General features: G+C 59.4%; 21 protein-coding genes. 13 read left to right on the top strand and 8 right to left on the bottom strand.

From position 1 onward, the window contains the following. Positions 1-149: 149 nt before the first annotated feature. Together cysS and AB7M29_RS24445 are read right to left on the bottom strand one after the other, a co-directional pair. Entirely contained in the window at positions 150-1532 is a 1383-nt protein-coding gene (gene cysS / locus AB7M29_RS24440) for a cysteine--tRNA ligase (RefSeq protein ID WP_217857161.1), read from the bottom strand. A 24-nt stretch (positions 1533-1556) separates the two neighbouring features. Further along, positions 1557-3254 carry a glutamine--tRNA ligase/YqeY domain fusion protein gene (locus AB7M29_RS24445; RefSeq protein WP_217857162.1) on the bottom strand — a complete coding sequence of 566 codons (1698 nt, stop codon included), beginning with the start codon at positions 3252-3254 and terminating at the stop codon, positions 1557-1559. Positions 3255-3519: 265 nt separating this feature from the next. Between AB7M29_RS24445 and AB7M29_RS24450 the strand changes: the two genes are divergently transcribed. After that, complete coding sequence (locus AB7M29_RS24450) at positions 3520-4023, top strand: peptidylprolyl isomerase (RefSeq protein ID WP_052967714.1); 504 nt, start codon at positions 3520-3522, stop codon at positions 4021-4023. Beyond that, positions 4020-4772, top strand: a complete 753-nt coding sequence (gene lpxH / locus AB7M29_RS24455) for a UDP-2,3-diacylglucosamine diphosphatase (RefSeq protein ID WP_217857163.1) — start codon at positions 4020-4022, stop codon at positions 4770-4772. The genes AB7M29_RS24450 and lpxH overlap by 4 nt, the downstream gene beginning before the upstream one ends. 125 nt (positions 4773-4897) lie before the next feature. Here the strand turns inward: lpxH and AB7M29_RS24460 are convergent, their stop codons facing one another. The 6 genes from AB7M29_RS24460 to AB7M29_RS24485 form a co-directional block, all read right to left on the bottom strand. Continuing rightward, positions 4898-6427: a DHA2 family efflux MFS transporter permease subunit gene (locus AB7M29_RS24460; RefSeq protein WP_454248188.1), complete on the bottom strand. Its 1530-nt coding sequence runs from the start codon at positions 6425-6427 to the stop codon at positions 4898-4900. 211 nt (positions 6428-6638) lie between these two features. Continuing rightward, positions 6639-7841: an HlyD family secretion protein gene (locus AB7M29_RS24465; RefSeq protein ID WP_217857165.1), complete on the bottom strand. Its 1203-nt coding sequence runs from the start codon at positions 7839-7841 to the stop codon at positions 6639-6641. Between the two features lie 15 nt (positions 7842-7856). Further along, positions 7857-9326: an efflux transporter outer membrane subunit gene (locus AB7M29_RS24470; protein ID WP_454248189.1), complete on the bottom strand. Its 1470-nt coding sequence runs from the start codon at positions 9324-9326 to the stop codon at positions 7857-7859. Continuing rightward, positions 9316-9795, bottom strand: coding sequence for a MarR family winged helix-turn-helix transcriptional regulator (locus AB7M29_RS24475; protein ID WP_454248190.1), 480 nt, complete (start codon positions 9793-9795; stop codon positions 9316-9318). Before AB7M29_RS24475 ends, AB7M29_RS24470 begins: the two co-directional genes overlap by 11 nt. A 334-nt stretch (positions 9796-10129) precedes the next feature. Beyond that, positions 10130-10738: a GNAT family N-acetyltransferase gene (locus AB7M29_RS24480; protein ID WP_217857168.1), complete on the bottom strand. Its 609-nt coding sequence runs from the start codon at positions 10736-10738 to the stop codon at positions 10130-10132. Next, positions 10735-11292, bottom strand: coding sequence for an RNA polymerase sigma factor (locus AB7M29_RS24485; protein WP_217857169.1), 558 nt, complete (start codon positions 11290-11292; stop codon positions 10735-10737). The genes AB7M29_RS24480 and AB7M29_RS24485 overlap by 4 nt, the downstream gene beginning before the upstream one ends. 258 nt (positions 11293-11550) lie before the next feature. Between AB7M29_RS24485 and sctW the strand changes: the two genes are divergently transcribed. The 11 genes from sctW to sctU are packed head-to-tail and all read left to right on the top strand — an operon-like array spanning position 11551 to position 22027. Further along, positions 11551-12660, top strand: coding sequence for a type III secretion system gatekeeper subunit SctW (gene sctW, locus AB7M29_RS24490; RefSeq protein WP_217857170.1), 1110 nt, complete (start codon positions 11551-11553; stop codon positions 12658-12660). Next, complete coding sequence (sctV, locus tag AB7M29_RS24495; RefSeq protein WP_217857171.1) at positions 12657-14744, top strand: type III secretion system export apparatus subunit SctV; 2088 nt, start codon at positions 12657-12659, stop codon at positions 14742-14744. The genes sctW and sctV overlap by 4 nt, the downstream gene beginning before the upstream one ends. A gap of 12 nt (positions 14745-14756) precedes the next feature. Further along, complete coding sequence (locus tag AB7M29_RS24500; protein ID WP_454248191.1) at positions 14757-15689, top strand: FHA domain-containing protein; 933 nt, start codon at positions 14757-14759, stop codon at positions 15687-15689. Further along, positions 15689-17044 carry a FliI/YscN family ATPase gene (locus AB7M29_RS24505; RefSeq protein WP_217857172.1) on the top strand — a complete coding sequence of 452 codons (1356 nt, stop codon included), beginning with the start codon at positions 15689-15691 and terminating at the stop codon, positions 17042-17044. Before AB7M29_RS24500 ends, AB7M29_RS24505 begins: the two co-directional genes overlap by 1 nt. Next, positions 17031-17495, top strand: coding sequence for a type III secretion protein (locus AB7M29_RS24510; protein WP_454248192.1), 465 nt, complete (start codon positions 17031-17033; stop codon positions 17493-17495). Before AB7M29_RS24505 ends, AB7M29_RS24510 begins: the two co-directional genes overlap by 14 nt. Further along, complete coding sequence (locus AB7M29_RS24515; RefSeq protein WP_217857174.1) at positions 17492-18031, top strand: type III secretion system HrpP C-terminal domain-containing protein; 540 nt, start codon at positions 17492-17494, stop codon at positions 18029-18031. The genes AB7M29_RS24510 and AB7M29_RS24515 overlap by 4 nt, the downstream gene beginning before the upstream one ends. A gap of 1 nt (position 18032) precedes the next feature. Further along, positions 18033-19079, top strand: a complete 1047-nt coding sequence (locus AB7M29_RS24520; RefSeq protein ID WP_217857175.1) for a FliM/FliN family flagellar motor switch protein — start codon at positions 18033-18035, stop codon at positions 19077-19079. Further along, positions 19076-19729, top strand: coding sequence for a type III secretion system export apparatus subunit SctR (sctR, locus tag AB7M29_RS24525; protein WP_367616774.1), 654 nt, complete (start codon positions 19076-19078; stop codon positions 19727-19729). Before AB7M29_RS24520 ends, sctR begins: the two co-directional genes overlap by 4 nt. 14 nt (positions 19730-19743) lie before the next feature. Beyond that, entirely contained in the window at positions 19744-20004 is a 261-nt protein-coding gene (gene sctS, locus AB7M29_RS24530) for a type III secretion system export apparatus subunit SctS (RefSeq protein ID WP_217857176.1), read from the top strand. A 1-nt stretch (position 20005) separates the two neighbouring features. Next, positions 20006-20806 carry a type III secretion system export apparatus subunit SctT gene (gene sctT / locus AB7M29_RS24535; protein WP_217857177.1) on the top strand — a complete coding sequence of 267 codons (801 nt, stop codon included), beginning with the start codon at positions 20006-20008 and terminating at the stop codon, positions 20804-20806. Positions 20807-20854: 48 nt separating this feature from the next. Beyond that, the gene (gene sctU / locus AB7M29_RS24540; RefSeq protein WP_454248193.1) at positions 20855-22027 is read left to right on the top strand and encodes a type III secretion system export apparatus subunit SctU; all 1173 of its coding nucleotides are present in this window, start codon (positions 20855-20857) and stop codon (positions 22025-22027) included. The last annotated feature ends 26 nt before the right edge of the window (positions 22028-22053 follow it).

Raw genomic sequence — 22053 nt, forward strand, 5'->3', positions numbered from 1 at the left:
GTGTGTTTGAGTTTTGTGTACGTCACAAATCCAGTGTGGGAGCGGGCTTGCTCGCGAAGGCGTCAGTCCTGTCACTGCAGAATTAGCGGCCACCCCAAAAACAAAAACCCGCACAAGGCGGGTTTTGTTTTGTAAGCACTACACAGCAATCAGTCAGCCAATCGCCAGGTCGTCCCGCCCTTCCCGTCTTCCAGCACTACGCCCATGGCGGTGAGCTGGTCGCGGATACGGTCGGATTCGGCCCAGTCTTTATTGGCACGAGCCGTCAAACGCGCCTGAATCAGAGCATCAACCTCAGCCGCATCAACCCGCCCTTCGGCACCGGCCTGCAGGAAGTCATCGGCTTCAAGTTGCAACACACCCAACACGCTCGCCAATTCTTTCAAACGAGCCGCCAAACCCGCCGCCGCATCGAGATCGCTCTCGCGCAGACGGTTGATCTCGCGAACCATCTCGAACAGTACCGCACAAGCTTCCGGAGTACCGAAGTCGTCGTTCATCACCTGAGTGAAGCGCTCGACGAAGGGTTCGCCACCAGCCGGCGCCACCTTCGGCAGGCCTTTCAACGCGTGGTAGAAACGCTCGAGTGCGCCCTTGGCGTCCTTGAGATTGTCTTCCGAATAGTTGATCGCGCTGCGGTAGTGGCTCGACACCAGCAGATAACGCACGACTTCCGGGTGGTACTTTTCCAGCACGTCGCGAATGGTGAAGAAGTTGTTCAAGGACTTGGACATCTTCTCGCCATTGATGCGAATCATGCCGCAATGCATCCACGTGTTGGCGTAGGTCTTGCCAGTGGCCGCTTCGCTCTGGGCGATTTCGTTTTCATGGTGCGGGAACTCAAGGTCGCTGCCGCCGCCATGAATGTCGAAGGTCTCGCCGAGGCAGCAGGTCGACATCACCGAGCACTCGATGTGCCAGCCCGGACGTCCATCGCCCCACGGCGAAGGCCAGCTCGGCTCGCCCGGCTTGGCGCCTTTCCACAGCACGAAGTCCAGCGGATCCTGCTTCGACTCGTCGACTTCGATCCGTGCGCCGATGCGCAGGTCTTCGATCTTCTTGCGCGACAGCTTGCCGTAGCCCATGAACTTGGCGACGCGGTAGTACACGTCGCCATTGCCCGGTGCATAGGCATAGCCCTTGTCGATCAGGGTCTGGATCATGCTCTGCATGCCAGGGATATGATCGGTGGCCCGCGGTTCCATGTCCGGCTTGAGGATGTTGAGGCGCGCCTCGTCCTCGTGCATCGCGGTAATCATGCGCTCGGTCAGCGCATCGAACGGCTCGCCGTTTTCCTTCGCCCGATTGATGATCTTGTCTTCGATGTCGGTGATGTTGCGCACATAGGTCAGGTTATAACCGCTGAACCGCAACCAGCGGGTCACCAGGTCGAACGCGACCATGCTGCGGCCATGGCCAATGTGGCAGTAGTCGTACACGGTCATCCCGCAGACGTACATGCGCACATTGTTGCCATCCAGAGGCTTGAAGACTTCTTTGCTCTTGGTGAGCGTGTTGTAGATCGTAAGCACGAATGCTCCTTCCTTAACGCTGAATCACTGGCCCCACGAATCGCGCAGGGTCACGGTACGGTTGAACACCGGATGACCGGGCTTCGAGTCCTTGATATCCGCGACGAAGTAACCTTCGCGCTCGAACTGGAAACGGTCTTCCGGCTGTGCATTGCCAAGCGAAGGTTCGGCACGACAACCGGTGAGGACTTGCAGCGAGTCAGGGTTGATGTTGTCCAGGAAACTGGCGCTGTCTTCGGCCTTTTCAGGGTTGGCCGAACGGAACAGGCGATCGTACAGACGCACTTCGCATTCGACGCTGGCCGCGGCCGGCACCCAGTGCACCACGCCTTTGACCTTGCGGCCTTCAGGGTTCTTGCCCAGGGTTTGCGGATCGTAGGAGCAACGCAGTTCGACGATGTTGCCATCGGCGTCCTTGATCGCTTCGTCGGCACGGATCACGTAGCTGCCGCGCAGACGCACTTCGCCGTTCGGCTCCAGGCGCTTGTAGCCTTTTGGCGGCTCTTCCATGAAGTCTTCACGGTCGATGTAGAGTTCACGGGCAAATGGCAATACGCGCACGCCCATGTCTTCTTTCGGGTGGCACGCCAATTCGAGGTTTTCGACCTGGCCTTCCGGGTAGTTGGTGATCACGACTTTCAGCGGACGCAATACGCACATGGCACGCGGGGCGCTGTGGTCGAGGTCGTCACGGATGCTGAATTCGAGCATGCCGAAATCGACGACGCCGTCGGAACGGTTGGTGCCGATCATTTCGCAGAAGTTGCGGATCGATTTCGGCGTGTAGCCACGGCGGCGGAAGCCCGACAGCGTGGACATGCGCGGATCGTCCCAGCCATGAACGTGCTTTTCATCGACCAGTTGCTTGAGCTTGCGCTTGCTGGTGATGGTGTAGTTCAGGTTCAGGCGGCTGAACTCATACTGACGCGGCTTCGCCGGTACGGGCAGGTTGTCGAGGAACCACTCGTACAGCGGACGGTGGCTTTCGAACTCCAGGGTGCAGATCGAATGGGTGATGCCTTCGATGGCGTCCGACTGACCGTGGGTGAAGTCGTAGTTCGGGTAGATGCACCACTTGTCGCCGGTCTGGTGGTGATGCGCGTGACGGATGCGATACATGATCGGGTCGCGCAGGTTCATGTTCGGCGAGGCCATGTCGATCTTGGCCCGCAGCACACGTGCGCCGTCCGGGAATTCACCGGCGCGCATGCGGGCGAACCAGTCGAGGTTTTCTTCCACGGAGCGGTCACGGAACGGGCTGTTCTTGCCCGGCTCGGTCAGCGTGCCGCGATATTCCTTGGCTTGTTCAGGGCTCAAGTCATCAACGTAAGCCTTGCCGGCCTTGATCAGCTCAACCGCCCAGTCGTGCAACTGGTCGAAATACTGCGAGGCATAGCGCACTTCACCGGACCATTCGAAGCCCAGCCATTTGACGTCGCTTTCGATCGCGTCGATGTATTCCTGGTCTTCCTTGGCCGGGTTGGTGTCGTCGAAACGCAGGTGCGTGACGCCGCCGAATTCCTGAGCCAGACCGAAGTTCACACAGATCGACTTGGCGTGACCGATGTGCAGGTAGCCGTTGGGCTCAGGCGGGAAACGGGTGACGATCTGCGTGTGCTTACCCGAGTCCAGGTCCGCCTGGATGATCGGGCGCAGGAAATTGACCGGCACGGCAGGGCCGGTCTTGGAATTCGAGGTAGGGTCGACAGTGGGCTTGCTCATAGGATCCTTGAACGTACAAGTGCGCGGCCAGTTGGCCAAATCAAAGCGGCTGTTATAAATCAAAGGGGCTTATCATAGCCGATGCTGTCAAGTGGCTGACAGAGCAGGCCGGCAATCGGCTGCATTTAATCGGCTGCCAATGAAAAACAGCCTCGAAATTCGCGCCCGGCACGCTAAACTGCCTGCCTTGGCCGACACTGGCCGGACTGGTTGAGGGCCTGAACGCCCCGAAACCCACGAATTCATAGAAAAAAGAGTACCGATCATGACCCAAGTCAAACTGACCACCAACCATGGCGACATCGTCCTGGAGCTGAACGCTGAGAAAGCCCCGATCACCGTGGCCAACTTCATCGAGTACGTTAAAGCCGGTCACTACGAAAACACTGTTTTCCACCGTGTCATCGGTAACTTCATGATCCAGGGCGGCGGTTTCGAGCCAGGCATGAAAGAAAAGAAAGACAAGCGCCCAAGCATCCAGAACGAAGCCGACAACGGCCTGCCGAACGTGAAGTACAGCGTAGCCATGGCCCGGACCATGGAGCCGCATTCGGCTTCCGCCCAGTTCTTCATCAACGTGGCTGACAACAGCTTCCTGAACCACAGCGGCAAAACCGCTCAGGGTTGGGGCTACGCCGTATTCGCTAAAGTAGTTGAAGGCACCGACGTGGTCGACAAGATCAAAGGCGTGGCCACGACTTCCAAAGCCGGCCACCAGGACGTACCAGCAGAAGACGTGATCATCGAGAAAGCCGAGATCATTGAGTGATACTGCTGATTTCAGACTTGCATCTGGAAGAGGAGCGCCCGGACATTACCCGGGCGTTTCTGGATTTGCTCGCTAGACGTGCCCGCTCCGCGAGTGCGCTGTACATTCTGGGCGACTTTTTCGAGGCGTGGATTGGCGACGATGCCATGACAGCCTTCCAGCGTTCCATCTGCCAGGCCCTGCGCGAACTTAGCGACAGCGGCACGGCCATTTTTCTGATGCACGGCAATCGCGACTTCATGCTTGGCCAGGCCTTCTGCAAACAGGCCGGCTGCACGTTGTTGAAAGACCCGAGTGTCGTGCAGTTTTACGGCGAGCCTGTGCTGTTGATGCACGGCGACAGCCTCTGCACCCGCGACGAAGCTTATATGAAGCTGCGGCGCTACCTGCGCAACCCGATTACCCTGTTCATCCTGCGGCATCTGCCCTTGCGCACTCGCCACAAACTGGGGCGCAAGCTGCGAAGTGAAAGCCGTGCACAAACGCGGATGAAGGCCAATGACATTGTTGATGTCACTCCGGAAGAAGTGCCGCGGGTCATGCAGCAATATGGTGTGAAGACCTTGATCCACGGGCACACCCATCGCCCCGCCATCCACAAATTGCAGATTGGCGAGCAGTCGGCCAAACGCATTGTGTTGGGGGATTGGGATCGTCAGGGCTGGGCGTTGCAGGTGGATGAGCAAGGGTTTGCGTTGGCGCCGTTTGATTTCACCCCGCCGCCACAACTGGCAGCACCCGCAAACTAACGGCCAAACACAAAACCCTTGTGGGAGCGGGCTTGCTCGCGAAGACGGATTCACATTCAGCATCTCTGTTGACTGTCACACCGCCTTCGCGAGCAAGCCCGCTCCCACATTGACCGCGTTTTGCCTCAATGGCCTGCCGAGGCCGGTCCTGCCTTCGCCGCAAACGGCGGTTTCGCCAGCCACACCAGCAGAATCAACCCCATGAACGCCCATCCCAGCAACGTGAAGTAATCAACGGTGGAGAGCATGTACGCTTGGCTGGTCAGCACATGATCCAGCTGCGCGTAAGCCGGGTTACCCGCCCCGCCCAACGCATTCAAGGCATCCCGGGTCGCCGGCTCGTACGTGGTGATGCTTTCACTCAAATACGCATGGTGCTGATCGGCGCGGCGAATCCAGATCCAGGTGGTCAACGACGCCGCAAAACTGCCGCCCAAGGTCCGCAGGAACGTCGCAAGGCCCGCGCCATCGGCAATCTGGCTCGGCGGCAAATCCGACATCAAAATGCTCAAGGTCGGCATGAAGAACAGCGCCACGCCAATGCCCATGAACAGCTGCACCAGGGCGATGTGCTGGAAGTCCACTTCGTTGGTAAACCCGGCGCGCATGAAGCAACTCAACCCGATGCACAGGAACGCGCCACCGGCCAACAGTCGCAGGTCGAATTTGTGCGCGTACTTGCCGACAAACGGCGACAGCAGCACCGGCAGAATGCCGATCGGTGCCACCGCCAATCCGGCCCAGGTGGCGGTGTAGCCCATTTGGGTTTGCAGCCATTGCGGCAGGATCAGGTTGATGCCGAAGAAACCGGCGTAACCGCCCACCAGCACGATGGTGCCGATGCGGAAGTTGCGGTGGGCGAACAGCCGCAGGTTGACCACCGGATGCTTGTCGGTCATTTCCCAGATCACGAACACCGCCAGCGCAATCACTGAAATAGCCGCGCCGATGATGATGAAATTCGACTCAAACCAGTCCAGGTCATTGCCCTTGTCGAGGATCACCTGCAACGCGCCGACACCGATGATCAACGTGATCAAACCCACGTAATCCATTGGCTGGTAACTGGTCACCACTGGACGCGCCTTGAGTTGCTGGCGCACTACCATCACCGCGAAAATCCCGATCGGTACGTTGATAAAGAAGATCCACGGCCAGCTGTAACTGTCGGTGATCCAACCGCCGAGAATCGGCCCGGCAATCGGCGCCACCACCGTGACCATCGCCAGCAACGCCAGGGCCATGCCTCGCCTGGCGGGCGGATAGACCGCGATCAACAGCGTCTGCGTCATCGGATACAACGGCCCGGCCACCAGGCCTTGAAGCACCCGAAAGCCGATCAGCTCCGGCATTGAGGTCGAGATGCCACAGAGAAACGACGCCAGCACGAACAGCATCGTCGCCCAGAGAAACAGCTTCACCTCACCAAAACGCCGGCTGAGCCAACCGGTCAGCGGCAGCGCAATGGCGTTGCTTACGGCAAACGAGGTGATGACCCAGGTGCCCTGCTCCGAACTCACGCCCAGGTTGCCGGAAATCGTCGGCAAGGCCACGTTGGCGATAGTGGTGTCGAGCACCTGCATGAAGGTCGCCAGCGACAGGCCGATGGTGCTGAGCAGCAGGCTGGGCGGCGTGAAAGACGCGTTATTGCTCATCGCAAATCCTTTGAAACCTGATTGGCGCAGCGCCTGTTACTGACGCAGCTGACCTTATGGGAGCGAGCTGTGGCGAGGGGGCTTGCCCCCGTTGGGTCGCGAAGCGGCCCTAGAAGATGGGACTGCTGCGCAGTCCAACGGGGCGATGCGGCGTTCCGACAAGCCCCCTCGCCACAAAAGCTCGCTCCCACAGGGTCGGTGTGATGGCGAATCAGCGGTGCGCGGTTTTAGTGACCGCGGCGCTGTTGTCGTGGATTAGCTGGGTGATCATCGCATCGGCCTCGGCCAACTGACGGTCGTAGATGCCGGTGCTGAACGAAGCCTTTTGCGGCGGCTGTTGCGCCAGCACCGGACCGCTCTGGTCACGCAGGTTCACATCGACCTGAGTCGACAGGCCGACCCGCAATGGGTGCTTGGCCAGTTCTTCGGCGTTGATGTGAATCCGCACCGGCACCCGCTGGACGATCTTGATCCAGTTACCGGTGGCGTTCTGCGCCGGCAGCAAGGCAAACGCGCTGCCGGTCCCGGCACCGAGGCTGTCGATGGTGCCGCTGTATTTGACGTCGCTGCCGTAGAGGTCGGCCTCGATGTCTACCGGCTGACCGATGCGCATGTCACGCAGTTGGGTTTCCTTGAAGTTGGCGTCGATCCACAGCTGATCCAGCGGGATCACCGCCATCAGCGCGGTGCCCGGCTGGACCCGCTGACCGAGTTGCACACTGCGTTTGGCAACGTAACCGGTGACCGGCGCGATCAAAGTGCTGCGGGCATGGGTGAGGTACGCCTGACGCAATTGCGCGGCGGCGGACATCACGTCCGGGTGCGACGACACCACGGTGTCATCCACTAGCGCGCTGGTGGTCATGAGCTGTTGTTTGGCGTTGGCCAAGGCGTTTTGCGCCGAGGTCAGATCGTCGCGGGCATGGGACAGTTCTTCCTGGGAAATCGCCCCACCAGCGGCGAGGTTTTTCCGGCGATTGAAGTTGTCCTGAGCCTTTTGCACCTCGGCCTGCTGCGCATTGACCTGGGCTTTCATGCCGTCGACGTTGCTGTACAAACCGCGCACCTGGCGCACGGTGCGGGCCAGATTGGCCTGGGCACTTTGCAGACCGACTTCGGCGTCGTTCGGGTCGAAGTTGACCAGCACCTGGCCTTCGTGGACCAGATCGCCATCATCAGCGCCAATACTGACCACGGTGCCGGTGACCAGCGGAGTGATTTCCACCACGTTGCCGTTCACATAGGCGTCGTCGGTGCTTTCATTCCAGCGACCGAAGAATTCGTGATAACCCCAGACTCCGAGCCCGGCGAGGATCACCACGATGGTTAGTACAAACAGCATCACTTTGCGTTTGCGTGGATTGCTCGTGTCTTGAGCGTTGTCAGGGGCTTGGGATGTATCGACAGTGGCCATGACGGGTACCTTGAATTAGTTGTGCTGCGTGGCTGGGGTTGCGTTGGCCGCGGTCAGGGTTTCGCCCTGGAAGCCGCCGCCCAGCGCTTGCATCAGTTGAATCGACAGGTCGATCTGCTCGGCATTCAGGTTGGCCAGCTGACGCTGGGCCTGGAGCAATTGCTGCTCGATGCTGAGTACGTCCAGGTAGTTACCGATGCCGGAACCGTAACGCTGGACCACGGTGTTGTAAGAATCCTGGGCAATGTCGGTGGCGTGCTGCTGGGCGCCGATTTGCCGACCGATATCGCGCAACTGGTTGATGGTGTCGCTGACATCGCCCAAGGCTTTCACCAGGCTTTTGTTGTACTGCGCCACCGCGAGGTCGTAATCGGCGTCACGGGAGTCGAGGTCGGCCCGCAAACGGCCACCGTCAAAAATCGGCACCGAGATCGTCGGCGCGACATTGAAGAAGCGACTGGCGGAACCGAACATCGCATCGCCCAGCAACGACTCGACACCCGCCGCCGCGCTCAGGTTGAGGTTGGGGTAGAACTGAGTCTTGCCCGCCGCGATGTTTTTGCTCGCGGCTTCAACCCGCCAGCGTGCCGCCACCAGGTCCGGACGACGCCCAAGCAATTCCGCCGGCAGCACCGACGGCAAAGCCACGGCGCTGGCCTGAAGAACTTTCGGTCGGGCGATTTCATTGCCGCGATCCGGGCCTTTGCCCAGCAGCACCGCCAAGGCGATTTTTGCGCTTTGCAGGCGTTTCTCGGCGTCGATCAGGCTGGCCTGGGCGCTGGCTTCCAGGCTTTCGGTCTGCTGGAACTGGTACTGGCTGTCGATCCCCGAGCTCAGGCGACGTTGGCTGAGGTCGAGCATTTGTTGGGTGCGCTTGAGGTCTTCGCTGGCCAGGTCATGGATGATGTGCGCCTGCCCCAGATCGCTGTAGGCGCGGGCGACGTCAGCGGACAAGGTCAGCTGTGCGGCCTGCTGATCGACTTCGGCGGCACGGGCCTGACCCAATGCGGCTTCCCAGGCATCGCGCTGGCCGCCCCAAAGGTCGAAGTTGTAGTTGAAACTCGCACCGAGATTACGCACGGTGGAATAGGTGCCACCCTGCCCGCTCGGGTCCTGATCGCGAGCCAGACGCGAACGGCTGACGCCGGCGCTGGCATCCAGGGTCGGCATCCGCGCGGCGCCGGCGGCATACGCGGCAGCGCTGGCCTGATGGGCGCGGGCGTCGGCGATTTGCATGTCGGGGCTGTCGTGCAGGGCTTCGCGGATCAGACCGTCGAGCTGCGGATCGCCAAGGCTTTTCCACCAATCGCTTTTTGGCCATGCCGCGGGCGATAGGGTCACGCCGGTGAGGGATTGCCCGGCCTTAAGATTTTTCGCATCGAGGCTGACGCCTTCGGTGGTCAGGCCGCTGTAACTGGCGCAGCCGGCGAGGCTCATGGCCAACAGCACCAGGCTCAGGCCGCTACGCAGGCTTTTACTGTTCATTGCCACCTACCCGCAGCAACGTGATCGAGTCACCCGCGGCTACCAGAATTTTCTTCAGGATTTGTTCCAGGGTTTTCAATTCTTCCGGGGTAATGGCGCCGGCCAGCTCATTCATGGCATCGGCGCCGATCTGCGGCAGCTGATCGGTCAACTGCTGGCCCTGTTCGGTCAGCACCAGCTGCACCTGACGCCGGTCTGCCTCGGAGCGTTGGCGGGCGAGGAAACTTTTCTGTTCCAGACGATCGAGCATGCGGGTCATCGAACCGCTGTCCAGCGACAGGTGACGGCACAGCTCAGCCGGAGTGTTGACGCCGAACTGGGCCATGATGATCAGCACTTTGAACTGCGCGGCCGTGATGCCGTGGGGTTCCATGTGTGTGTCGATGATCCGGTCCTTGAGCAGCGCGGCACGCCCGAGCAGAAGGCCGAGATGGCAATGCTGGAAATTTTCTGGGGTGAAATGCTTCATCTAACCACCGATTAGCTGCCTAGGCAGAGAATGTATGACGAGATGTTACTGCCTAGGCAGCGAATGTCAACGCAATAGTTAGGTTGCTTTGTATTTCAATGATGAGTGGTTGTTGTGTTCCATCAGAGGTTGGAACGTGCTGAAAAGGTGATGAGGTTAACTGCGTTAGTCATCGCCCGCGGTGAAGTGGCCGTGGATGGGACCGCTACCGATTTGAAGAGAAGCCCCACACCGCGATCGGTCTCCATGAAAAGACTCATGGTGCAACGACAGATCGCGGCTGGGCGGGTCGGCCTGTGGTGCGGTAGCTCACTGCCCTTCAGGGGTTTCAGAGTTATGAGGTCTGCATTCCATTCGCCGCCGAAGCCGCCTCGTCGCCTGGTTCCGTGGGCAACTCCTCGTACAATGGCAGACCGAACATCAATACATCGGCACGCTTTTGACCAAAGCGTGCGATGTTCGGCATTCGCGCCCACAAACGTGCGCCAATGGCCTGAGCCATGCGCTGACTCGGAAGGTTCGCAGCCATGATCCAGCCTACGATGGTTTCAAGACCATACTGTCGGCCGAGGATCACCGCGGTCCGGGCGAGGCGCACGCCCATCCCGGTGCCACAGTGATCGGCACGCACATAAATCCCCATTTCTCCGGTAGTGTGGCAGGCCTGACTGCCCCAACAGAAACGATTGATCGACAACCAGCCAAGCACTTCGCCGTCGCGCTCGAGGACGTACACAGGCATTTTGTCGCACTTGTAGAGGTTAATCTGGAAAGCCACCTCCTCCAGGGTCAATGCCCGCGTCACCGGCGAGTTGGAGCCAGTGCCGGCGGTTTCATTGAATATCTCCATCATCGCCGGCAGATCGCTGTCCGTTGACTCGCGAATACCCCGGGGCAGGATTTGCGCAGGTGTTGCAGGGGTTATTGCAATGAAGTCATTCATGATTGGATCCTCCCTGCGTAAACGCTCATTTTCAGCTTGTCGCGCGCCCTGGCGATTCGCGAACGCACGGTGCCAATGGGTATGCCCAAGCGTTCGGCCGCATCCTGGTAAGTGATATCGGAATCGACCACCAGGTTGATCACTGTGCGCATTTCCATGGACAGTTCGTCGATTGCCGCCATGGTCCGGTTCAACACCCGATGATGCTCACTGACATGGCTCGGGTCGTGACCGCACTCAAGACGTTCGACTGCCAGTTCTTCCAGCACACCGAACTGAGGCTGGTTATACATTCTTTTGAAGTAGTTGCTCACGAGGTTGCGAGCAATGCCGAATAACCAGGTTTCCGGTTTCGAGGCACCAAGAAATTTATGTTGATTGCGCAGGGCTTCCAGATAAGTCATTTGCATCAGGTCATCGACATCGGCCCGATTGAAGACCCGTTTCATGATAAAAAACCGGAGTTTTTTCTCACTGCCTTTAACTACCTCACCCAGATCCATATGGGTCGCGCCAGCGACTTTCACTTCCTTCTGAACGTTGTTCAGTTCCACGTTTAATCCCTCATCACTCATGATTGCCAACATTGGTGAGGGAGAAGAGAGAGCAGCGAATGTACCAACTTTTTTACATTATCAAGTAGTTGATACATATGGTTTTATTGTTCAGAAATAAGCTTTTTTTGCCACTTGTTGCACTATCGACACAAACGCCGTGCCTGTTCTGGCACAGCATTCATGTTGTTAAAAAAACCATGGAACCGGCAGCCTCCATTCGCCACACAGAACACACATGTGCTGTGGCGATCCCCGATGAAGATCAGAAACGATAACGATGTGATGCCCCCTCTCGATATCGCTCCCCGGCAAGCATTCGGCAGTGAAAGGGCAACCAGTGCCAGAAACCCATTGGTCGACTCCATGGAAGAGGTGGCACTGAAGTTCAGCGAAAGTGTGGAGCGTCACAGCAAGGGCCTTGATGAGCGCAATGTCAGTGAGTCAAGCAAATCGCAGCGGGTCGAGCGGGTCGAGAAGCTGGTCGAGATGTATCGCCTGCTCGAACGCACCGACCAGCCAAGTCTGGAGCAGCAGGCCCGGCGCATGCAGTCGCTGTTGCAACAGCAGCCTTCAATGCCGGACCTGTTGCAGACGACCGGTAACGATCCAGCACTCACCGATATTGTTCTTCAACAGACCTTGCGCCTGGCCATGGCCGAAGGTCGTGAAACAGACACGGACATCACTCGCACGGCCATCGACGAACTGCGTCAGTTGCATGGCGAGAAGATCCGCGCGGGCTTGAATACCGCCAGCGCGATTGCCTTGTTCAGCCGCGATCCGGAACAACGCAGTGCCATGCGCCAGGTGTATTACAAAGCAATCGGGCAGCAGCAGCCGCTGGCCATCTTGCTCGAAGCCCTGCTCGAACGCTTCACTGAAGAGCAGTTTCCACGGGGCCTGCGCACGTTGCAGCGGGCTCTGGCGGATGATATCGCCGCCCTTGCGCCGTCCTTGCCCACCAGTGTTCTACGTTCGATGTTGCGGGGACTGGGAGCCTCCGGTCAGCTGAACAACCTGCTTAAAACCTGCCAGGCCCTACTTGAGCGATTCCCCCCCCAAAAACCTGGCGACACCATGACCGCAATGACCATGGGTAAGCGGGTACTGCGTTTCTGTGGCATCGGAGTCTTCGCCCGCGACCTGACCCTGCTCGCCGAAGAAACCATCGGCCACGCACCTCGTTTGCAGCCGCTGTTTTTCAATGGTTTGTATCCGTTATTACAGGCTCTGCCACTTACCCTGTGGAAAGACCTGAAATCCCGCCAGAACGGCCTGCGGCTGTTGCAGAACCTGATGGATGAACACGCAAGGCACGAGCGTCAGATAATGGGCGTGCCCGATACCGGCCGCCCCGCACCATGAACCGTTTGATCTACTGGCTCAACCGCCTGGCGATCGCGGTAGTGCGCCGCACCGAAATCGTCGGAGCGATGATGGTCATGGCGATTGTCTTTATGATGATCCTGCCCCTGCCCACCGCCTTGGTAGATGTGCTGATTGCGCTGAACATTTGCATTTCATCGCTGCTGATTGTGCTGGCCATGTACTTGCCGCGCCCGTTGGCATTCTCGACCTTTCCGGCAGTGCTGTTGCTGACCACGATGTTCCGCCTGGCGCTGTCCATCGCTACCACCCGGCTGATTCTGCTGCAACAGGACGCCGGGCATATCGTCGAAGCCTTTGGCAGTTTCGTGGTTGGCGGCAACCTGGCGGTCGGGCTGGTGATCTTCCTGATTCTGACCATCGTCAACTTCCTGGTGATTACCAAAGGCTCGGAACGGGTCGCCGAAGTGGCAGCACGGTTCACCCTCGACGCCATGCCGGGCAAGCAGATGTCCATCGACAGTGACCTGCGCGCCAACCTTATCAATGTCCACGAAGCGCGCGTGCGGCGCGAGCAATTGTCCAAGGAAAGCCAGCTGTTCGGCGCTATGGATGGCGCCATGAAATTCGTCAAGGGCGATGCCATCGCCGGCCTGGTTATCGTCTTCATTAACTTGATCGGCGGCTTTTCCATCGGCGTGTTGCAAAACGATATGGAACCGGCGGACTCGATGCACCTGTACTCGGTGCTGACCATCGGTGACGGCCTTATCGCACAGATTCCGGCACTGCTGATCTCTCTGACGGCGGGGATGATCATCACCCGCGTGGCACCGGACAGCCAGGCGATGGATGCCAACATCGGCCACGAAATCGCCGAGCAACTGACCAGCCAACCCAAGGCCTGGGTTTTTTCGTCCATCGGCATGCTCGGCTTTGCCGCCATTCCGGGGATGCCCAGCCTGGTGTTCGTCAGCATCAGCCTGCTGTGTATGTTCTGCGGTTTGCTCCAGCTCTGGCGCATTCGCCAAAAACAGATCCAGCAAGACCACGACGATGCTTCGCGCAATGGCGCCCCGGAACTGAACGGGTACGAAGATATCCGGCGTTTCAACCCCTCACGGGCTTACCTGCTGCAATTTCATCCGAGCCACAAGGACAGTCCCGAGCTGGAACAACTGCTGCAAAGCATCCGTCAACGACGTAATACCCTGGTGCATCAGTTCGGCTTGACACTGCCCTCATTCGATATCGAATTCATCGAGTTGCACGAGGTCGACGAATTCCGCTTCTGTGTCTATGAAGTGCCGTTTATTCGCGCCACTTTCACCACCAGCCGACGCGCCGTGGACTATCGCCAGGTTGACGAAAACGATGGTGGCTTGCCCGGCCGCGCCGATCGCGACGAGGGGCTATGGCTGTGGTTCGAGGCCGATGATCCGCTGCTGCTCAAAGACGTTGTGGAGAGCATTCATGCCAACGAATTGATCCTTGAGCGTATGGGGCGCGCCTTCCAGTCCACCGGGCCGCAATTTCTCGGTTTGCAGGAAAGCAAGGCGATCATCGGCTGGCTGGAAAGAGAACAACCGGAACTGGCCCAGGAGCTGCAACGCACCCTGCCCCTGGCTCGTTTCGCCTCCGTACTGCAGCGGCTGTCCGCCGAACTGGTGTCGCTGCGGTCGATGCGACCGATTGCCGAGACCCTGATCGAGCAAGGCCAGCATGAACGCGACCTGAATGTCCTGACCGATTACGTGCGCATCGCACTCAAGGCGCAGATCTGCCATCAGCACTCTGAACTCGGCACCCTCCACGCCTGGCTGGTGACCCCGGAAACCGAAGTGTTGCTGCGCGATGCCCTGCGCCAGACCCAGAGTGAGTCCTACTTCGCCCTCGAGCCGGAAATGGGTAGTGCGTTGATTGAGCAATTGCGCGAAGCCTTCCCGTTGCGGACACGGCCAGCACCGGTGCTGCTGGTAGCCCAGGACCTGCGCAGCCCGCTGCATGGCCTGCTGAACGACGAGTTCAATCATGTGCCAGTGCTGTCTTTCGCCGAATTGTTGTCCTCCGCGCAAGTCAACGTACTCGGACGCATCGATCTGGAGGAGGCACACGTTGCCTGACGGAGCATGCTCATGAAACCCAACATGCTGTATGAGTTACGCGTGCTCACCGGCCTGCACCGAGGGGCAGCCTTGCCACTGACAGGTGAACAATGGAGCATCGGTTCTTCGTCCAGCGCTGACCTTGCCCTGTATGACCCCGGGATCAAGGATCACCATTGCCTGTTGCAACTGATCGACGACACATGGTCCCTGGTGCGCAAGGAAGGCGCCATTACCGACAGCGAAGGGCACCGGGTCGACGAAATTGCCATGTTCAAACCCGGCACGCCCTTCGCCCTGAATGGAGTCTGGTTATCAGTGGTCAGTGCCAATACCGATTGGCCGCCTGAGGACGACGAGCCTCGGGACACTACCGAGCCGGCGACGGAGCCCCAGCTGTTGATCGCCGAACACGATGAGTCCCGGGTGCAGGCTGCTCGCGCCCCCCGATCGTTGCTCGGACCGCTGCTGCTGATCGGTGCCCTGGTGACGTTCCTGATGGCCCTGCTCTGGGTCTACAACCGGCAGGAACCTTTGCCGGTGGTCCAGGGACCGGCGCCCAAGAGCATTCTCAAAGACTCGGCCCAGGTGCAAAAGGTGCTGGGCAAAATGCTCAATGAGCGTGAGCTGCAAGGGCGGATCAGCGTCGTCGAAGAAAATGGCAAGATCTACCTGCACGGGCGCTTTGAAGAAGATGACCTCCTGCAATTGACCGAGCGCATGCTGCAACGCTTCGAGCATCTTTATCAAAGCCCACTGCAAGTGCTCAGCGCCCTGCCTGAAGCCGCCCCATTGTTGCCGTTCCACGTGGTGCAGATCAGCGGTACCCGACCGGCCCATATACTGACCAGCGATGGACGGCGACTGTTTCTCGGTGATGAAGTGGACGGTGTACGTCTAGTGGAAATCAATGATCATCGAGTGATCTTTGAAGGCGACCGTCGTGTCGAGTTGAGTTGGTGATGCAGGCCGCTCTTGAGCGCCTCACTCACTGGCACCAGAGCGAACGTGAACGCCTGGAACGCCGCGCGCCGGTGGAAATCAATGGCCGTATAGTCGGGGTCAACGGCATCCTGTTGCACAGCCGGATGCCGAGGGCGCGGATCGGTGACCTGTGTCAGATCCAGCGTGCCGATGGCACTGAAGTCATGGCGGAAATCGTCGGCTTCGACCGACAGCACACCCTGCTGGCGGCCCTTGGAGCGCTGGACGGCATTGCCATCGGCGCGCGGGTCATCCCTTTGTTCCAGCCCCACAGCCTGGTGGTCGGGGATGAGCTGTTAGGGGCGGTGCTTGATGGTTTCGGCAGATCCTTGAGCAACGACGGGCCTTCGGCCTTTGCCGAGGCGGGCACCCCAGGTGCACTGCCGGTGATCCGCGATGCACCGGCAGCGACCGAGCGACCCCGTATCGAGTCACCGTTGTCGACCGGGCTGCGTTCCATCGATGGCCTGCTGACCCTGGGTGAAGGCCAGCGCGTCGGCATCTTTGCCGGGGCCGGCTGCGGCAAGACCACCCTGTTGGCCGAGCTGGCGCGTAACACCCCGTGCAAAGCGATTGTGTTTGGCTTGATCGGTGAGCGCGGACGGGAACTGCGCGAGTTTCTCGACCACGAACTCGACGACGAACTGCGCAGCCGCACGGTGCTGGTCTGTGCCACCTCGGACCGCAGCAGCATGGAACGCGCCCGCGCAGCCTTTACCGCGACTGCCATCGCCGAGGGCTTTCGCCAGCAAGGCAAGTCGACCTTGCTGATTATCGACTCCCTGACCCGCTTTGCCCGGGCCCAGCGAGAAATCGGCCTGGCCAGTGGTGAACCTGCTGGGCGTGGCGGGTTGCCACCGTCGGTCTATGGGCTATTGCCACGTCTGGTGGAACGGGCCGGACGCACCAACAGCGGGGTGATCACCGCCCTGTACTCGGTGCTGATCGAACAAGACTCGATGAATGACCCGATTGCCGATGAAGTTCGCTCGCTGCTCGACGGGCACATCGTCCTGTCTCGACAACTCGCCGAGCGTGGGCATTTCCCGGCAGTGGATGTACTCGCCAGCCTGAGCCGGACAATGGGCAATGTGGTGGGAACCAAACAGCTGCGTAATGCCACGCAGATACGCAAACTCATGGCGGCTTACCAGCAGGTGGAGATGCTCCTCAAGCTCGGCGAGTACCAACAAGGCAACGACCCCCTGACCGATTGCGCAGTGGACTCACATGCCCGGATCGCGGCCTTTTTGCAGCAGTCGCTGCGTGAACCCCGGTCTTTGGAAGAAACCCTGGATCACCTCTCACAGGTAACTGCCGATGTCCCACTCTGACCCCGACTCGCAAGTTCCCGTCAACGATCCTGGCAGGGTCGTCCTCGGCCAGACCCTCGACCTGCTGGCGCCGATTCGCCGACACCGCATGAGCATGGCCGAGCTGAGCTGGCACCGCCAGCAGAAGGTGCTCAAGACCTTGCGCGAGCGCCTGGAAGTCATGGAACAGGAGCGGCAGCTGTTGCATGAGGCCCATCGTCAGAGTCGTATTGAACTGCGCGAGCAGCACGCCAACCGGCCGCTGTCCATCAGCGAAATGAACACCTGGCTAGCCAGGGAGCAACAATCGATCCGCCGTATCGAGGACGACGAACGGACTTATAAAGCCTTGGAGCAGGAGTATCGGCAGCAGTCTCAATGGGTCGAGGGAAGCCGCCTGGAAATGCGTCGGCGTCAGCGCGAAATGGAAAAGCTCGATTACCTGATTGACCTGGCCCAGGAGGCGTCATGAACCCCAGGCATCCCCCGCTCAAACCAAACGCTCGCAGTACCGAGCAACCGCCACGCCCAGAACAGCCCCATTGGGCACCACGTATCGAGTTCACGCGCGAGTTTGAGAGCGAGACCCGGCAGGAAGGCGAACTGTTCCAGAACCTGATGAATCCGGACGCGAACAGCCTGGCATTTTTCCCCGACTTCAATGGTGACGGCTTCTCGGACGGTTTTGCCGACGAGCAACACGTATCCACCCTGACGTCTTCGCCACCCGCCCACACCACGCAGTTGTGGGATGCCTTGCTCGCGCACATCGACACCCACCTGACGCCATCCAGTGAAGCCCCCATGGAAGCGTTTTTCGAGTTTCCGCAACTGGGCAAAGTGGCGGTACAGCTGATCAATTGCGGTGACAGCCTGGAGATCGCCGTACGTTTCGCTCAGAGCGAAGCCTGCAAGCGCTGCCAGCCAAACCGTGAGGTGTTCCGCGAATGGCTCAGCCAACGACTCGGGCGCCGCGTGCAACTGACTCTCGATGCGCAGGCGCATTGAAATGTCGGTTCGCACCTTGAGTTTTCGCGCCATGCCCGCCGATGAAGCCCTGGCCCGACAACGTGTAGGTCAGGGCCTGAGCCTGCGGTTTCGCCTTGAGCAGGCATCCGGTTCCCTGAACCTGCGCCTGGCGCCCACACCATTCGGCCGGACGCCTGGCAGAGTTCTCGCCAGCGAGTCCGGCGCACTCTGGCTCAGCGACGCCACAGCCTTGCTCGGCCTGCTCTCCAGCTGTCCGGCGCTGCTACCTGAAACGGCGTCCGAAGATCCGGATGATGCTTGGTACTGGCAGCTCTACAACCACTACCTGAGCCCCGAGCTGCAAACCCTGTTTGGCCATTTACAGCCGACGGTAACGGTCGTCGAAGGGGCCATGGAATGTCTGTTGGAGGCGCAAATCAATGGTTTACGGGTTTACAGCCGCGTCCGCTTACTCCCAGCGACTCTTCTCGGTCTGCTCGGCCAGGGCGGCTGGGAACCCCGGCAGAGCAGCATGCAGGCCGACTGGCTGGTTATCCTCCCGCTTCTGTTGGGTCGCACCGAGCTGAGCAGTTCACAAACAGCCTCCCTGCGTCCAGGTGACATTCTCTTGCCCGAGCACCCCCTGTTCGCCCCCGACGGCCAAGGCACCCTGCACATTGGCGGTTGTCGCCTCGGCCTGCGTCAGGACGAGACGAACCCGCTGCGTTTCAGCATCACCGACCTGGAAGAAAATCTTATGAATGCATCGATCGATAATCTTGCTGCTGTCGACGCACTCGCGACTCTCGACCCAGAGCTCCCGGAACTCAACGATGCGCGACAAGCCGATGACAGACTCGCACGTTTCGCCGACCTGCCCCTTGCCCTGACCCTGCGCGCGGGCAGCCTGTCCTTGACGCTGGGACAAATGAGTACGCTGGCGGTGGGTTCGGTACTGACTTTCAGCGGCTGTGCCCCAGGCAATGCAACCCTGTGCCATGGCGAACGACCGCTGGCCCATGGCGAACTGGTAGATGTCGAGGGGCGCCTGGGTCTGCAAATCACCCGCCTGGAAACACAACGGTGAACCTGCAGAACGTCGATCCGCTGACGTTGGCGCTATTTCTCGGTGCCTTGTCCCTGGTGCCGTTGCTGATGATGATCTGCACCGCTTTTCTGAAAATCTCCATGGTCCTGCTGATCACTCGCAACGCCATCGGCGTGCAGCAGGTACCGCCGAACATGGCCCTGTATGGCATCGCCCTGGCGGCGACGTTATTCATCATGGCCCCGGTATTCAGCGATATGGGGCAACGCGTCAAGAGCCTGCCGGAGCAAATGGAGGATTTCGAGGCCATGCAAAGCGGCGCCAATCACGTGGTCGAACCCTTGCGTCAGTTTATGGCGCGTAACGTCAACCCGGATATCCAGACCCACCTGCTGGAAAACACCCAGCGAATGTGGCCAGCGGAAATGTCGGCCAAGGCCAGCCGCGACGACTTACTGCTCACCGTACCGGCCTTTGTTCTATCGGAGTTGCAGGCCGGTTTTCAAATCGGATTCTTGATCTACATCCCGTTCATCGTCATCGATCTGATCGTGTCCAACATCCTGCTTGCCTTGGGCATGCAGATGGTTGCACCCATGACCATCTCATTGCCGCTGAAAATTCTGCTGTTCGTTCTGGTGGACGGCTGGACGCGTTTGCTCGACGGGCTGTTCTACAGCTATCTGTGACAAACCGAGGCTTTATGGAAACCCTGACGCTGTTCAAGCAGGCCATGCTGCTGGTGGTGGTGCTGTCTGCCCCGGCGCTGATCGTGGCGGTGGTCGTCGGCATCATCACCTCATTGCTGCAAGCGGTGATGCAATTGCAGGACCAGACCCTGCCATTCGCCGTCAAGCTGGTGGCGGTGGGCATCGCTTTGGCGCTGACCGGGCGCTGGATCGGAATCGAGCTGATGCAATTGACCAACCTGGCGTTCGGTATGATCGCGCAGACGAGGGCCTGAGATGTTCGAGCCGGCCTTGCACGAACTGTCCGAATCGATCCTCGCCCTCACCCTGGGCATGGCCCGCCTGTACCCCTGTCTGTTTCTGATCCCGGCGTTCTCTTTTCACGAAATCAAGGGGATGTTGCGTAACTCCGTTGTCCTGGCCTTGGCCCTTGTGCCGATGCCGGGTATCCGCGCAGCCTTGGCCGGTCAGGAGTTGGGCTGGCTGGACGTCGGCGCACTGGTACTCAAGGAAAGCGTCATCGGCCTGCTGCTCGGGTTGCTGATAGCCATGCCATTCTGGCTGTTCGAATCAGTCGGCTGCCTGTTTGATAACCAGCGCGGTGCCCTGATCGGCGGGCAGATCAATCCGGCCCTCGGTGATAACACCTCGGAGCTGGGGCATATGTTCAAGCAGGTATTGATTTTGCTGATGATTCTCGGTGGCGGCTACTCAAGCCTGACCCAGATTATCTGGGACAGTTACAGCGTCTGGCCCGCGACCCAATGGACACCCATCCCCAGAGCCGAGGGCTTCAACGTCTACCTGACGCTTCTGGCCAGCACCTTTCGCTTTATGGTGCTCTATGCCGCACCACTGGTGGGCCTACTGCTGTTAATCGAATTCGGCATGGCGATCCTCAGTCTGTACAGCCCGCAACTGCAAGTCTCAACCCTGGCAATGCCGGCCAAGAGTCTGGTCGGCCTGGGCTTCCTGGTGGTGTATCTGCCGATGCTCTGCTGGCTCGGCGATGGTCGCCTGAACGAGTTGAGCGATCTTCGTCACCTCCTGCCATTGCTATTGAAGCCACCGGGATGAACGGGCGCGTAATGCTCGCCATCGACCAGGAATCAAAAGGAATCGTCCATGGGTGAAAAAACCGAACAGCCAACCCAGAAAAAACTCGACGATGGCCGCAAAAAAGGCGAAGTAGGGCAGAGTCAGGACGTGCACAAACTGTTTATCTTTGCCGCCCTGCTGGAGCTGATCCTCACTCTCGCCAGCAGCGGTATTGCCAAGCTCAAGGCACTGGTCGCCCTACCCCTCGCCCAATTGGACCGCCCCTTCGCCGCCGGAGTGAATGAGGTCTTGAGCAAGGCCGGCTGGGACTTGCTGCTATTCATGCTGCCTGTATTAGGAGTGGCAGTGGCGATGCGTCTGATCGGCGGCTGGATCCAGTTCGGTCTATTGTTCGCGCCCGCAGCCATCAAGCTCGACTTCAATCGACTCAACCCACTGAATCAATTCAAGCAGATGTTTTCTTCCAAGCAGTTGTTCAATCTGTTCAATAGCCTGTGCAAGGCCGTGCTGATTTCAACCGTGCTGTACCTGGTATTGCCACCGGCGCTGGGCGACTTGATCGGCTTGGCCAACACCGATCTGGACACCTATTGGCTGGCGATGATCGATCTGTTTTCTCGCCTTTCGCACACCTGTCTGGGCGTGCTGCTGGTACTCGCGGCCATCGACTTCGGCTTGCAAAAGTATTTCTTCATGAAGGGTCAGCGCATGGACCACGAAGACATACGTAAAGAGTACAAGGAGATGGAAGGCGACCCCCATATGAAGTCTCAACGCAAGTCGCTGGCCCGCGAGCTGACCAAGGAACCCGGCTCCCAGGCCTCCATCAGGGCCCCCGTGGAAGATGCCGATATGCTGTTGGTCAACCCGACGCACTACGCGGTGGCCTTGTTCTACCGGCCGGAACAAACACCTCTGCCACGCATCGTCTGCAAAGGTCATGATGCCCAGGCCCGAGAGCTGATCGAACGTGCCCGTCAGGCCGGGGTACCGGTGATCCGTTTCGTCTGGCTCGCGCGCACGCTGTATCACAGCGATGTCGGCCACTTTATCCCGCGCGCAACCTTGCAAGCCGTGGCACAGGTCTACCGCCTGCTGCGGGAACTGGATGAGCACTCCGACAAAGAGCTGATTGAGATGCCGGATGCGCCTGAGCAGGCTTCTCCCCTGTTCGCGAGGAACCAGACCCTGCGGCCATCCCACTCAGAGCAAAGGAATTTACCTGAACATCCTGAGTAGCCGTAATGAAGTTGCGATGTCTGTCC

The sequence above is a fragment of the Pseudomonas sp. F-14 TE3623 genome (assembly GCF_053629015.1).